The 13,572-nt window shown below is 75.2% G+C and carries 13 protein-coding genes and 1 pseudogene; 11 read left to right on the top strand and 3 right to left on the bottom strand.

The window, feature by feature from the left end; all coding sequences use genetic code 11:
* Window positions 1-358 precede the first annotated feature (358 nt).
* Entirely contained in the window at window positions 359-883 is a 525-nt protein-coding gene (locus tag BN2279_RS05160; protein ID WP_059006935.1) for a GNAT family N-acetyltransferase, read from the top strand.
* On the opposite strand, the gene BN2279_RS05155 is transcribed toward BN2279_RS05160, so the two are convergent.
* Window positions 867-1,562 carry a glycerophosphodiester phosphodiesterase gene (locus BN2279_RS05155; protein ID WP_059006922.1) on the bottom strand — a complete coding sequence of 232 codons (696 nt, stop codon included), beginning with the start codon at window positions 1,560-1,562 and terminating at the stop codon, window positions 867-869. The two genes, BN2279_RS05160 and BN2279_RS05155, sit on opposite strands and share 17 nt — an antisense overlap.
* Before the next feature lie 119 nt (window positions 1,563-1,681).
* On the opposite strand from BN2279_RS05155, the gene BN2279_RS05150 reads away from it, so the two are divergent.
* The 3 genes from BN2279_RS05150 to BN2279_RS05140 are packed head-to-tail and all read left to right on the top strand — an operon-like array spanning window position 1,682 to window position 4,978.
* Window positions 1,682-3,079, top strand: a complete 1,398-nt coding sequence (locus BN2279_RS05150) for a DUF6421 family protein (protein WP_059006920.1) — start codon at window positions 1,682-1,684, stop codon at window positions 3,077-3,079.
* Between the two features lie 55 nt (window positions 3,080-3,134).
* Window positions 3,135-3,920, top strand: coding sequence for an SDR family NAD(P)-dependent oxidoreductase (locus BN2279_RS05145; protein ID WP_059006933.1), 786 nt, complete (start codon window positions 3,135-3,137; stop codon window positions 3,918-3,920).
* On the top strand, window positions 3,917-4,978 hold the full coding sequence (locus BN2279_RS05140; protein ID WP_059006918.1) for a threonine aldolase family protein: 1,062 nt from the start codon (window positions 3,917-3,919) through the stop codon (window positions 4,976-4,978). Before BN2279_RS05145 ends, BN2279_RS05140 begins: the two co-directional genes overlap by 4 nt.
* Before the next feature lie 22 nt (window positions 4,979-5,000).
* On the opposite strand, the gene BN2279_RS05135 is transcribed toward BN2279_RS05140, so the two are convergent.
* The gene (locus BN2279_RS05135) at window positions 5,001-5,720 is read right to left on the bottom strand and encodes a lysophospholipid acyltransferase family protein (RefSeq protein ID WP_059006916.1); all 720 of its coding nucleotides are present in this window, start codon (window positions 5,718-5,720) and stop codon (window positions 5,001-5,003) included.
* Between the two features lie 339 nt (window positions 5,721-6,059).
* Here BN2279_RS05135 and BN2279_RS05130 point away from each other — a divergent pair, with 339 nt between their 5' ends.
* The 7 genes from BN2279_RS05130 to BN2279_RS05100 all read left to right on the top strand — a co-directional run bounded on the left by BN2279_RS05130 (window position 6,060) and on the right by BN2279_RS05100 (window position 12,594).
* The gene (locus BN2279_RS05130) at window positions 6,060-6,431 is read left to right on the top strand and encodes a TlpA family protein disulfide reductase (protein WP_059006915.1); all 372 of its coding nucleotides are present in this window, start codon (window positions 6,060-6,062) and stop codon (window positions 6,429-6,431) included.
* Between the two features lie 165 nt (window positions 6,432-6,596).
* Window positions 6,597-7,382 carry an electron transfer flavoprotein subunit beta/FixA family protein gene (locus BN2279_RS05125; protein ID WP_059006913.1) on the top strand — a complete coding sequence of 262 codons (786 nt, stop codon included), beginning with the start codon at window positions 6,597-6,599 and terminating at the stop codon, window positions 7,380-7,382.
* 66 nt (window positions 7,383-7,448) lie between these two features.
* Window positions 7,449-8,411 carry an electron transfer flavoprotein subunit alpha/FixB family protein gene (locus BN2279_RS05120; protein WP_059006911.1) on the top strand — a complete coding sequence of 321 codons (963 nt, stop codon included), beginning with the start codon at window positions 7,449-7,451 and terminating at the stop codon, window positions 8,409-8,411.
* 154 nt (window positions 8,412-8,565) lie between these two features.
* Window positions 8,566-9,870, top strand: a complete 1,305-nt coding sequence (locus BN2279_RS05115) for a DUF6986 family protein (protein WP_059006909.1) — start codon at window positions 8,566-8,568, stop codon at window positions 9,868-9,870.
* Between the two features lie 80 nt (window positions 9,871-9,950).
* Complete coding sequence (locus BN2279_RS05110) at window positions 9,951-10,973, top strand: NUDIX hydrolase (RefSeq protein WP_059006907.1); 1,023 nt, start codon at window positions 9,951-9,953, stop codon at window positions 10,971-10,973.
* A gap of 94 nt (window positions 10,974-11,067) precedes the next feature.
* On the top strand, window positions 11,068-11,754 hold the full coding sequence (locus BN2279_RS05105) for a class F sortase (protein WP_079031857.1): 687 nt from the start codon (window positions 11,068-11,070) through the stop codon (window positions 11,752-11,754).
* A gap of 117 nt (window positions 11,755-11,871) precedes the next feature.
* Window positions 11,872-12,594, top strand: a complete 723-nt coding sequence (locus BN2279_RS05100) for a hypothetical protein (RefSeq protein WP_059006905.1) — start codon at window positions 11,872-11,874, stop codon at window positions 12,592-12,594.
* Here the strand turns inward: BN2279_RS05100 and BN2279_RS05095 are convergent.
* A pseudogene (locus BN2279_RS05095) lies at window positions 12,549-13,511 on the bottom strand (M20/M25/M40 family metallo-hydrolase); the annotation flags it as partial. The gene BN2279_RS05100 and the pseudogene BN2279_RS05095 sit on opposite strands and share 46 nt — an antisense overlap.
* Window positions 13,512-13,572 lie beyond the last annotated feature (61 nt).

Raw genomic sequence — 13,572 nt, 5'->3', positions numbered from 1 at the left:
CCGCCCGGCCCCCACCACCCGCCCCCGACCCCCCCGGTCGCTGCCTCGGGCGGCCCCCCGCCCCCCCCCCCCGCCGCCGCCCCCCCCCCCCCCCCCCCGCCCCCCCCGCCCCCCCCCGCCCCCCCCCCCCCCCGGCCCCCCCGCCCCCCCCCCCCCCCCCCCCCCCCCCCCCCGCCGCACAGCGCCACCACCAGCCAGCCCACCAGTTCAGGCCCGTGCACCGTCACCTCCCGGTCCGTCCCGCGGGGAGGATGCCCGCCCGCGCCGGGCGGCACGGGAGGCGCACGAGGGCGCGTGGGAGCGCGGCGGGCGCCGTTACGATGCCCGGGTGACGACGACCGCGCACCCGACGTTCCGCATGGCCACCGAGGCCGACGTCCCGGCGCTGGTGGCGCTGGTGGAGTCGGCGTACCGCGGCGAGGCCAGCCGCGCCGGGTGGACCACCGAGGCGGACCTGCTGGGGGGCCGCCGCACCGACGCCGAGGACGTCCGCGCCCTCGTCGCGGACCCCGGCGGCAGGCTGCTGGCCGCCGAGCACGGCGGCGCGCTGGTCGCCTGCTGCCACGTGGCCCGCCACGACGGGACGCGGGCGGGGGAGGCCGCCGCCTGGTTCGGGATGTTCGCCGTCCGCCCGGTCCTCCAGGGCCGGGGGCTGGGACGGCGGGGGCTGGCCGAGGCCGAGCGCCTGGCCCGCGCCACCTGGGACGCCCGCGAGATGCGGATGCGGGTGATCTCCGCGCGGACCGAGCTGATCGGCTGGTACGAGCGCCGCGGCTACGTCCGCACCGGCGCCACCAGCCCGTTCCCGTACGGCGACGAGCGCTTCGGCGTCCCGCGGCGGCCGGACCTGGAGTTCGCGCTGCTGGTCAAGCCCCTGACCTGACCCCGGCCCCGGCGGCGCGCACGATCCCGGGCTCGTCGGTCACCACGCCGTCCAGCCCCAACGCGCGGGCGCGGGCCAGGTCGGCGGCCGTGTTCACCGTCCAGGCGATCACCCGCACCCCCGCCGCGCGACAGCGCCCCACGACGTCCGGGTCCACGTACCCCAGCTCGCAGGAGACCATCCCGGCGCCCAGCGCCACCGCCCGCTCCGGCGCGGTGGCCGTGGAACGGCCGGTGACCAGCGCGATCGGCTGGTCCGGCAGCAGCGCGCGGACCTCCCGCAGCGCCTCGTCGTGGAAGGAGATGGCCGTCACCCGGTCCCGCGCCCGGCCCCGCCGGACCGCCAGGGCCAGGCTCCGCGCGGCGGCCGGGTCCTTGATCTCCGCCTGCACGGGCACCCGCACCGCGTCCAGCACCTCGGCGAACAGCGGGATCCGCTCGCCCAGGCCCGCGTCGAGGCCGCGCAGCTCGGCCAGCGTCAGGTCCGCGACCCGGCCGGAGCCGTCGGTGGTGCGATCCACCTCGGCGTCGTGGATCACCACCAGCTCACCGTCCTTGCTCAGGTGCACATCGCACTCGACGGCGTCCACGCCCGCGCGGCCGGCCCGGCGGAAGGACCGCAGGGTGTTCTCCGGCTCCGCGCCCATCAGTCCGCAGTGTCCCACGATCAGCAGCGGCATGCGCGTCACGCTAGCCGCGCCCGGTGGACGCGCGCTGAACGCCCCGTTTCCGGAGTTGATCGCGCGAACGCCGGAGGATACGGTGACAGCACAGGAATTTCTACGGTGAAGGAGCGGTCTTGACGGAAAACATCGTGTCTACCGCCCTGTGGGGCACCGAATCTCCCGTCGATCGGGTGGTCGACCATCCGGCCTGGACGGTGCTCAAGGACGCCGTCGAGGCCATCCGTCCCGCCCAATCCCCGGACGGCTCCATCGACTTCACCGCCGACCCGGCCCCCGGCCGCGACCAAATCGCCCGGGAGCTGGACCGCGTGGTCGCGGCCGTGCGCGCGCTGGCCCCCCTCCTCCCGCACGACGCCGCCTACCACGAGGCCCTCGTCGCCGACCTGCGCCGCTGGGCCGACGGCGGCTTCGGCGTCCCCGACTTCCTCGACTCGCTCCTCGCCTTCCAGCCCGCCGCCGAGCGCGCCGACGGCCGCCAGCACCTCGTCGTCTTCCCCATGTACACGCAGAACGGCAACCCCGACCGGAACCTGGAGGCCGTCGTCCTCCGCGTCGTGTGGCCCGACTGGCTGGCCGAGCTGGAGCGCACCCGCTACGACAACCCGATGTTCCTCGGCATCACGTTCGAGGACTTCACCGCCGGGTACGACACGAACTCCGCCGTCCTCTTCCCCGAGACCGTCGCCGTCCGCCGGGCGCCCGAGCGTTTCACCTGGGGCGGCATCTTCTGCGACCGCGAGGCCGCCCGCTTCCGCCGCGTCGTCGACGCGGCCCGCGAGGCCACCAGCCTGCGCCTGCCCGGCGACGCCGAGGCCCTCCTCGCCGACCAGGAGCGCTGCCAGGAGACCTTCGTGCTGTGGGACATGATCCACGACCGCACCCACAGCCGCGGCGACCTGCCGTTCGATCCGTTCATGATCAAGCAGCGCCAGCCGTTCTGGATGTACGGCCTGGAGGAACTGCGCTGCGACCTCACCGCCTTCCACGAGGCCGTCCGCCTGGAGGCCGACGGCCGGCCCCAGGGCCGCGACGTGCAGTACGCGGTGCTGCTGGACCGGCTGTTCCGCTTCCCCGTCACCGGCGAACGCGTCCGCAACTACGACGGGCTGGGCGGCCAGCTCCTGTTCGCCTACCTCCACCGGCACGACGCCCTGCGCTGGACCGACAACCGGCTCGCCATCGACTGGGACCTCGCCCGCGCCACCACCGTGCGGCTGCGCGAGGAGATCGAGACCCTCTACCGCCGGGGCATCGACCGGCCCAAGCTCGTCCACTGGCTCAAGGGCTACGAGCTGGTCTCCGCCTATCTCGCCCCGCACCCCGGCTCCCGCTGGGCCAAGGGCCCCGACGCCCTCGACCTGACCCTGCCGCCCCGCAAGCTCGTCGACGACGTGCTCCCCGACGAGTTCCCCCTCAGCCTCTTCTACGAGGCCCTGGCCAGGAAGCTGCGCGGCGTCGTCGAGTCCACCCGCGGCATCACCGCGGCCGGCACCGTCACCAGGGCCGCGTGACCCCCCTCACCCCGCGCGGCATCATGGACGGTGACCAGCGAAGGCGATGGAGGCGATGACGATGACCACCAGCCCGTCCGTACCCGCGGCCGCCGACGGCCAGGGCCCGCTGGAAGGAGCCGTCGTCGCCGTGGCCGGCGCCGGCGGCCCGGCCGGCCACGCGACACTGCTGCGCCTGGCCCAGGCCGGCGCGACCGTGGTCGCCGCCGACGCGGACGCCCAGCGCCTGGCCGAGGGCGTCGACGCCGACCGCTTCGCCCACGGCGGCGCCACCGTCATCGGCGACCCCGTCGACCTCCTCGACCCCGGCGCCACCCGGGAGTGGGCCGCCAAGACCGAGAAGGACTTCGGCCGCGTCGACGGCCTGGTCCACCTCGTCGGCGGCTGGCGCGGCTCCGCGTCCTTCGCGGCGACCGACCTCGCCGACTGGGACCTCCTGCACAACCTGCTGATCCGCACCGTCCAGCACACCTCCCTCGCGTTCGAGGGCCCGCTCGTCCGCGCCGGCAACGGGCGGTACGTGCTGGTCAGCGCCGCCGGGGCGGCCCGCCCCACCGCGGGCAACGCCGCCTACGCCGCCGCCAAGGCCGCCGCCGAGGCGTGGACCCTCGCCCTCGCCGACGGCTTCCGCAAGTCCGGGCCCGACAGCCACCCGCCCGCCGCCGCGACCGTCCTGGTCGTCAAGGCCCTGGTCACCGACGCGATGCGGCGCGAACGCCCGGACGCCGCGTTCCCCGGCTTCACCGACGTCCACGACCTCGCCGAGGAGATCCGCCGGCTCTGGGACCGGCCCACCGCCGAGGTGAACGGGACCCGCCTGTGGCTCACCCCCCAGCCGTGACGACCGACGCCCGCCGCCGCCACGACCCCGGCGCCCGCGGCTTCGCCAGCGACAACTACGCCGGGGCCCACCCCGAGATCCTCGCCGCCCTCGCCCTCGCCAACGGCGGCCACCAGACCTCCTACGGCGACGACGACTACACCGCGCACCTCCAGCACGTCTTCCGCGCCCACTTCGGCCCCGCCGCCGAGGTCCACCCCGTCTTCAACGGCACCGGCGCCAACGTCGTCTCCCTCCAGGCCCTCACCGACCGGTGGGGCGCGGTCGTCACCACGACCACCGCCCACATCCACACCGACGAGGGCGGCGCCCCCGAACGCGTCGGCGGCCTGAAACTGCTCACCGTCCCCGCCCCGCACGGCAAGCTCACCCCCGGACTCGTCGCCCGCGAGGCGTTCGGCTGGGACGACGAGCACCGCGCCACGCCCCAGGTCGTCTCCCTCACCCAGAGCACCGAGCTGGGCACCCTCTACACCCCCGACGAGATCCGGGCGATCAGCGACTTCGCCCACGAGCGCGGCATGACCGTCCACCTCGACGGCGCCCGCATCGCCAACGCCGCGGCCGCGCTCGACCTGCCGCTGCGCGCCTTCACCACCGACGCGGGCGTGGACGTCGTCTCCTTCGGCGGCACCAAGAACGGCCTGCTCTTCGGCGAGGCCGTCGTGGTCCTCACGCCCGGAGCGGTCCGCGCCATGCGCCACATCCGCAAGCTGTCCATGCAGCTCGCCAGCAAGATGCGCTTCGTCTCGGTGCAGTTCGAGGCGCTCCTCGCGGGCGACCTGTGGCTGCGCGGGGCGCGGCACGCCAACGCCATGGCCCGGCGCCTGGCCGACGGCGCGCGCGAGGTGCCGGGCGTCACCGTCCTGCACCCCGTGCAGGCCAACGCCGTCTTCGCCCGCCTCCCGCGCGACGCCGCCGAGCGGCTGCGCAAGCGCTTCCGCTTCTACTTCTGGGACGAAGCCGCCGGCGACGTCCGCTGGATGTGCTCCTTCGACACCACCGAGGACGACGTCGACGGCTTCCTCGCCGCGCTCCGCGAGGAGATGACCCGCTGACCCGCGGGGCGCGGCGAGACGGTCACGATCCGGACTTCGCGGGCGGCAGCGGTGCCGTGCCGCCCAGGTGGGCCGGCAGCCACCACGCGTCGTCCGGGCCCTTCGGCTTGTCCGGATAGGCGCCCTGCGCCGCCTCCAGCAGCTCCTGCACCCGCGCGCGCACCCGCCGCGTCAGGGCCAGCGCCGGCTGGGACGGCTCGGCCGCGATCGGCTCGCCCACCCGGATCGTGATCGGGACGTGGTTGCGCCCCAGATCCCGCTTGCGGCCCTTGGTCCACAACCGCTGCGTGCCCCACAGCGCGACCGGCAGCACCGGCACCCCGGCCTGCTGCGCCATCCGGACCGCGCCCGTCTTGAACTTGCCGAGCGTGAACGACTCCGAGATCGTCGCCTCGGGGAAGACGCCCACGATCTCCCCGGACCGCAGCGCCCGCACCGCGGGCTCGAACGCCTCCAGACCGGCCGTCCGGTCCACCGGGATGTGCTTCATCCCGCGCATCAGCGGCCCGGACACCCGGTGCCGGAAGACGGAGTCCTTCGCCATGAACCGCACCAGCCGCTTCGCGGGCCGGCACGCCATCCCGGCGAAGACGAAGTCGAGGTAGCCGATGTGATTGCTGACCAGCACGGCGCCGCCCGCCCGCGGCACGTGTTCACTGCCGGCGATGTCGAAGCGCAGGTCCAGCGCCTTGAACATCGTCCGGGCGACGCCGATGACCGGCGGGTAAACAAGCTCTGCCATGCGAGGGCCCCTCATTCCGCGGCGGCGAACCTACGCCTCCGTAACTTCCGGTGCCGCCCGATCGTGCCCGAAAGCCGCCGCGAGCGCTAGTTGGAAGCGCGCCGGAGCGGCGGACACGCCCCGCGCCCCTTTTCCGCGATTCCCGCTCCCGCGGACACCTTTCGGACACCCGTGCGCGGGTCTGCCGCCGCTCCCGGAGGGAAGGCCGGGGAAGGAGGAGGGAATGAACGCGGGAGGCTCCGTGCTGTCGCCTGGCGGGACCCGCCCGCGTGCTCCGGGCGGGCGGCACGACGGGCGGGGACGACGGACAGGACCACGAAGGCGGAGGAGAGGCCCGGGATGGGTGACGGAGCGGAGAGCGGGACGGGGAACGGGGACGCGCGGCGGCTGGACGCGGAGGCGATCGGCGCCGGGCGGCTGGGCCGGCGGGCCACCCTGGTCCAGTTCTCCACCGCCTTCTGCCGGCCCTGCCACGCGACCCGCCGCGTCCTGGCGGAGGTGGCGGACATGGTGGAGGGCGTGGCCCATGTCGAGATCGACGCCGAGTCCCGTCTGGACCTGGTGCGCGAGCTCGGAATCGTCCGCACCCCGACCGTGCTGGTCCTCGACGCGGACGGTACGGTCGTGCGCAGGGCATCGGGTCAGCCCCGCAGGGCGGATGTGATCGCCGCCCTGGGCGCCGCCGTCGGCGATCGAACGTCAGGACGATGATCGTCTTCGCGTCCGGACCAAGATCGTCCGGACTGCGCGCACGTAGGCAACGTCACAGTGGGACAGGCTTGCCTGCGGGGGCTACCCTGGATGTACTGGCAAGTAACTATCCGGGTGATCTTCCGAGTACCCAGTGTGCGGACCGATAGCAGTAGGAGAGCCGGCGTGAGCTTGAGGATCGTTGTCTGTGTGAAGTACGTGCCCGATGCCACGGGCGACCGGCACTTCGCGGAGGACCTGACCACGGACCGGGAGGCCGTGGACGGGCTGCTGTCGGAGCTGGACGAGTACGCCGTGGAGCAGGCGCTCCGGATCGCCGAGGAGGCGGACGACGCCGAGGTCACCGTGGTGACCGTCGGCCCGGAGGACGCTACCGACGCGCTGCGCAAGGCCCTGTCGATGGGCGCGGACAAGGGTGTGCACGTCGAGGACGACGACCTGCACGGCACCGACGTCTTCGGCACCTCCCTGGTGCTGGCCAAGGCCATCGAGAAGACCGGTTACGACCTGGTCGTCTGCGGCATGGCCTCCACCGACGGCGGCATGGGCGTGCTGCCGGCGATCCTCGCCGAGCGGCTGGGCGTGCCGCAGGTGACGCTGCTCACCGAGCTGTCGGTCGCCGACGGCAAGGTCTCCGGCCGCCGCGACGGCGACGCCGCCTCCGAGCAGGTCGAGGCCGCGCTGCCCGCCGTCATCTCGGTCACCGACCGTTCCGGCGAGGCCCGTTACCCCTCCTTCAAGGGGATCATGGCCGCCAAGAAGAAGCCGGTGGAGACGCTGGACCTGGAGGACCTCGACCTGGAGGCGGAGCAGGTCGGCCTGGAGGGCGCGTACACCAAGGTGCTCTCGGCCACCGAGCGCCCGGCGCGCACGGCCGGCGAGATCGTCACCGACGAGGGCGAGGGCGCCAAGCTGCTGGCCGCCTTCCTCGCGGAGCGCAAGTTCATCTGACCGCCCGCCCGGCGCGGTCCCTCACGTCCTCACCGTCTGTCCGTCTCGCTGGAGAGCACGATTCCCATGGCTGAAGTTCTTGTTTATGTCGACCACGTGGACGGCGCCGTCCGCAAGCCCACGCTGGAGCTGCTGACCCTGGCCCGCCGCATCGGCGACCCGGTCGCGGTCTACCTCGGCGCGAACGCCGAGAGCGCCGCCCCGGCGCTGGCCGAGCACGGCGCGGTCAAGGTGCTGGCCGCCGACGCCCCCGAGTTCGGCGACTACCTGGTCGTCCCGAAGGTGGACGCCCTCCAGGCCGCCGCCGAGGCGGTCTCCCCGGCCGCCGTCCTGATCCCGTCCTCCGCCGAGGGCAAGGAGATCGCCGCCCGCCTCGCGCTGCGGCTCGGCTCCGGCCTGATCACCGACGCCGTCGACCTGAACGCCGGCGACGAGGGCCCGGTGGCCACCCAGTCGGTGTTCGCCGCCGCCTTCACCACCACCTCCACGGTCACCACCGGCACCCCGGTCATCACCGTCAAGCCCAACTCCACCGCCCCGGAGGCCGCCCCGGCCGCCGGCACGGTCGAGCAGCTCTCGGTGACCTTCGGCGAGCTGGCCACCGGCACCAAGGTCGTCTCCCGCAGCCCGCGCGAGTCCACCGGCCGCCCCGAGCTGACCGAGGCCGCCATCGTCGTCTCCGGCGGCCGTGGCGTGAACGGCGCGGAGAACTTCGCGATCATCGAGGCCCTCGCCGACTCGCTCGGCGCGGCCGTCGGCGCCTCGCGCGCCGCCGTGGACGCCGGCTGGTACCCGCACAGCAACCAGGTCGGCCAGACCGGCAAGACCGTCTCGCCGCAGCTCTACGTCGCGGCGGGCATCTCCGGCGCCATCCAGCACCGGGCCGGCATGCAGACCTCGAAGACCATCGTGGCCATCAACAAGGACGAAGAGGCCCCGATCTTCGAGCTGGTCGACTACGGCGTCGTCGGCGACCTGTTCGAGGTCGTCCCCGCCCTCACCGACGAGGTCAAGGCCCGCAAGGGCTGACCCGTCCAGGGCCGCCGCTCACCGCGCACCGGCCGCGCCGTCCCCCCGGACGGCGCGGCCGGTGCCGTGTTGTGCCCGGCCGGGACGCCGGATACCTTCGACGGCGGACAGTCTTCAACGATCTGTTGAAGCCGAGTGGGGCGGAGGACACCGCATGACGCGGGGCGAACGGGTCACCGGAGAACGGATCACCACCACCCTGGCGGCGGCCGTGACCGCCGGCGTCGGCGCCTCGCTCGCCGCCGTGGACGCCGACCTCGCCCGCCGCTACCCCGGCGGCCCCCACACCCGCCAGCCCGTCCACACCGTCTACGTGCCCGCCGACCACCTCACCGCGGGCACCGTGCGCTCCTGGGGCACCGAGGCCCTGGCCCTGCTGCGCCGGCACGCCCCCGACGCCGCCTCGTTCGCCGCCGTCCTCGGTCTGCCCGCCTCCCTCGCCGGACCCGTGCACGCCCGCGTCCTGGCCAAGCTGGAACGCGAGCCCGTCGAGGACCTCCGCGTCGACTTCGAGGACGGCTACGGCCCACGCCCCGACGACGAGGAGGACGCCGCCGCCGTCCGCGCGGCCCGGCTGGTCGCCCGCGCCCACGCCGAGGGCACGGCCCCGCCGTTCACCGGCCTGCGCGTCAAGTGCCTGGAGGCCGCCGTCCGCGACCGCGGCATCCGCACCCTCGACATCTTCCTCACCACCCTGCTCGCGGCCGGACCGCTGCCCGCCGGGCTGCGGATCACCCTCCCCAAGGTCGGCTACGCCGAGCAGGTCGCCGCCATGGCCCGGCTCTGCGGGGAGTTCGAGCAGGCCGCAGGACTGGCCCCGGGGCGGCTCGGCTTCGAGATCCAGATCGAGACCACCCAGGCCGTCCTGGGCGCCGACGGCCGGGCCACCGTCGCCCGCATGATCGACGCCGCCGGCGGCCGGGTCACCGGCCTGCACTACGGCACGTTCGACTACAGCGCCGCCTGCCAGGTCGCCGCCGCCCACCAGGCCCCGGACCACCCGGTCGCCGACCACGCCAAGGCCGTCATGCAGGTCGCGGCGGCCGGCACCGGCGTGCAGCTCTCCGACGGCTCCACCAACGTCCTGCCCACCGGCCCCACCGCCCGCGTGCACGACGCCTGGCGCCTCCACCACGGCCTGGTGCGCCGCTCCCTGGCCCGCGCCTACTACCAGGGCTGGGACATGCACCCCGGCCACCTCCCGACCCGCTACGCGGCCGTCTACGCCTTCTACCGCGAGGGCCTGGACGACGCGGTGACCCGCCTCGCCGCCTACACCGGCGGCGCCGGCGACGCCGGTGCGGGCGTGCTGGACGAACCCGCCACGGCCCGCGCGCTCAGCGGCTTCCTGCTGCGCGGCATCGACTGCGGCGCCCTGGACGCCGACGAGGTGACCGCGCCGACCGGGCTGACCCGCCCCCGCCTCGACGCCCTCGCCGGCCGCCCGGCCACCGCCTGAACCCCCTCCCGGACCCGGCACGTTTTTGCCCGGGGGTGCAGCGGGCAACTCACTCACGGGCGAAGAAGGAGGGGGAATCCGTGATCATCTGGCTGAACGGGGCGCCCGGCGCGGGCACCAGCACCGCCGCCCGCGAGCTGCTCCACCTGCTGCCCGGCAGCACGCTCTTCGATCCTGAGCTGGTCGGCGCCGGGCTGCGCGCCCTGCTCCCCGCCGACCGGCTCGCCGGCGTGGCGGACGTCCGGGAGCTGCCGTCCTGGCGCCGCCTGGTCGTGGACACCGCCGCCGCGCTGCTGTCCGAGGTCCCGGGCCCGCTGGTCACCCCGATGACCCTGGTCGACCAGGAGCACCGCGACGAGATCTTCGGCGGCCTGGCGGCCCGCCGCATCCCCGTCCAGCACTTCCTGCTCCACCCTGGTGAAACGTTCCTTCGCTCCCGTGTCGAGCGCCGCGCCGCCGTGGAGGGCGACGCCGTGCGCCGCCGCTGTCTCGGCGGGCTGCCCCGTTACCGCGCGGCGCTGCCGTGGCTGACCGCCGACGCCCACGTCCTGGACACCTCGCGCCTGACGCCCCGGCGGACCGCCGAGCTGCTCGCCGACCGTGTCCGGCGCGGCGACGGCGCCTGCCGGATCGTGCAGGACGCGCCGCCCGCCGCCCAGACGCTCGCCGCCGGGGTGCTGTTCTTCGACGAACGGGACCGCGTGCTGCTCGTCGACCCCACCTACAAGCCGGGCTGGGAGTTCCCCGGTGGTGTCGTCGAACCGGGCGAGGCGCCCGCCCGCGCCGCCGTCCGCGAGGTCGCCGAGGAGCTCGGCCTGCGCCTGGAGCACGACCCGGCCCTGCTCGTCGTCGACTGGGAACCGCCCCGCCCGCCGCGCTTCGGCGGCCTGCGGCTCCTCTTCGACGGCGGGCGCCTGGCCGACGACCGGCTGCGGGACATCCTGCTGCCCGTCACCGAACTGCGCGGCTGGTGCTTCGCCGCCGAGGACGGGGCCGAACACCTGCTGTCGCCCGGCCGGTTCGCCCGCCTGCGCTGGGCCCTGCGGGCCCGCGCCCAGGGCAGGGCGCTGCCCCTGGAGGCCGGGGTCCCCGTCGGCGCCTGACAGCGGACGCCGAATCGCGCGGTCCGAGACCCCGGCTTAGCGTGTCCAGTGATGGCCCCGGCAGGGGGAGGCTCTCCCCGAAGCGGTGACCGCGATGCGCTTGCCCGAGTACATACCGGATTACGACCCCTACGACGAAGCCGATGGCACCCCGGGGTGGGGCACCCGGGCCGCCTGCGCCGCGCTCGCGGGCCTCGTCATCCTCGGCGTCACCGTGATGTTCGCGGGCGGCGACGGCGGCGCCCCGGCCCCGCCGCAGCCCGACACCGCCCGCCAGGAACCGGCCGCGACCGCCGGGACGTACCCCGGCACGGGCGTCCAGCCGCTGCCGCCCGCCGTGCCGACCTGGGTCTCCGTCCCGTCCATCGGTGTCGAGGCCCCGCTGACCAACGTCGGCCTCGACGCCGAGGGCTGGGTGCAGGCGCCGCCGCAGGAGATCGCGAACCTCGCGGGCTGGTACGACGGCGCCACCCCGCCCGGCGCGCTCGGCACGTCGGTGATCGTCGGCCACGTGGACAACGCCACCGGCCCCGCCGTCTTCTACGGCCTGGGCGCGGTGCGGCTGGGCGACTCCGTCGAGGTGATCCGCGAGGACGGGATCGCCGTCCGGTTCGAGATCTACGACGTCGCCGTCTACGACAAGGACGAGGTCCCCGAGACCGTCTACCGCGACACCGGCAGCGCCGAGCTGCGGCTCATCACCTGCGGCGGCACCTTCGAGGAGGGCTCCGGATACACGGCCAACGTGGTGGTCTTCGCCCGCATGACGGGCACCGCCTGACACACGGGCACCGCCCACCCGTTAACCCATTTGTCCCGTCGGGCGGGTTATGCGGCTTCCGTTCTGGTTGAGTCGCTGTGCGGGGTGACGCGCGACTGCGACTCAAGGAGCCTTCTCATGAGCACACTGCGTACCGCACTGGCCGGCACCGGCCTGGGTGCGATAGTCCTGGCGGCCGGCGCGCCGGCGGCGACGGCCGCGGGCGGCCGGGAACCCGACCGGCCACCGGCCCAGGCGACCAATCCCTCCTTCGGCTTCAGCGTCTCCCCGGCCTCGGTCCGGCCGGGCGGCGCGGTGGACCTCACCGTCACCAACTGCACCGGCGCCGAGGCGACCGCCGAGTCGGGCGTCTTCGACCGGATCACCCTCGGCATGGCGGGCGCGCTCCAGAGCGCCAGGACCACCGTGGACGCGGACGCCCGCGTCGGCGCCCGGTTCGACGTGACGTTCACCTGCGGCTCCGAGACGGGCACCGCGGCCCTCATCATCGCCTCCGCCACTCCCACGCCGACCCCGCCGGGCCCCGCCACGGCGACCGCGCAGCCCACGGCCAGTTCGACGGCCACGGCCACCGCGACGGCCACGGCCTCCGCCACCCTGCTTCCCACCCGCGGCGCCCAGGCCGGCGTCGGCGGGACCCAGCCGGAGGGTGACACCGTGCTCCTGGCGGGCGGCGGGCCCCCCGCCGTCGCCGCCGCCCCCGGCCTGATCCCCGCCCGCCGCCGCGCGGGCCGCCACCGCTGCCCCGCCCCGGCGGCACCCCGGCCGACCGCGGCCCGGGGCGCCGCCGCGCGTCAGCGGCCCGGGGCCGGCGCGTGCCCAGGCCGGGCCGCCGCGTAACGCGCCAGGAACAACGCCTCGGCGACCGACATCCGCTCCAGCTCGTCCGGCGACACGCTCTCGTCCACGGCGTGGATGCGGGCGGCGGGCTCGCTCAGCCCGATCAGCAGGATCTCCGCGTCCGGATACAGACCGGCGAGCGTGTTCGCCAGCGGGATCGAGCCGCCCTGGCCCACCACCGCCATCTGTGTGCCGTCGTACGCCTCGCGCATCGCCCACGCCATCGACGTGTACGCGGGGCTGGCGGTGTCGGCGCGGAACGGCTGGCCCTCGCCCACCACCTCCGCGGTGACCCGCGCCCCCCACGGTGCCCGCGACCGCAGGTGGTCCGCGAGCAGCCGGCCCGCCGCGCCCGCCTCGACGCCCGGCGGCACCCGCAGGCTCACCAGGGCCCGCGCGCGGGCCTGCACCGACGGGGTGGCCCCGACGACGGGCGGGCAGTCGATGCCGAGCACGGTCACGGACGGGCGCGCCCAGACGCGGTCCGCGACCGTGCCCGAGCCGACCAGCCGCACCCCGTCGAGCACCCCGGCGTCCTCGCGGAACACCTCCTCCGGGTACGCGGCGCCCTCCCACACGCCGTCCGAGGCCAGCCCGTCGACCGTCGTGGAGCCGTCCTCGGCGTGCAGCGAGCCCAGCACGCGCACCAGCGCCGTGAGCGCGTCGGGCGCGGCGCCGCCGAACGCCCCGGAGTGCAGGTTGCCCCGCAGGGTCTCCACCTCGACCCGGACCAGGGCCATGCCCCGCAGCATCGCCGTCACCGTCGGCTGCCCGGCGCGGGCGTTGCCGGTGTCGCCGATGACCACCGCGTCGGCGGCCAGCAGACCGGGGTGCGCCTCGGCGTACCGCTCCAGCCCGCCCGTGCCCTGCTCCTCGGACCCCTCGACGATCACCTTCACACCCACCGGCACGCCCCCCCCCCGATTTCCTATCCCCACTCGCCGCCCCCCCAGCCCCGGCTAGCGCGCACCCTTCTGC

The sequence above is a fragment of the Streptomyces specialis genome, from assembly GCF_001493375.1.
Classification (GTDB): Bacteria; Actinomycetota; Actinomycetes; order Streptomycetales; family Streptomycetaceae; genus Streptomyces; species Streptomyces specialis.
Note: the sequence above shows the minus strand (reverse complement) of the source record. Positions and strands in the feature narration are given on the sequence as shown.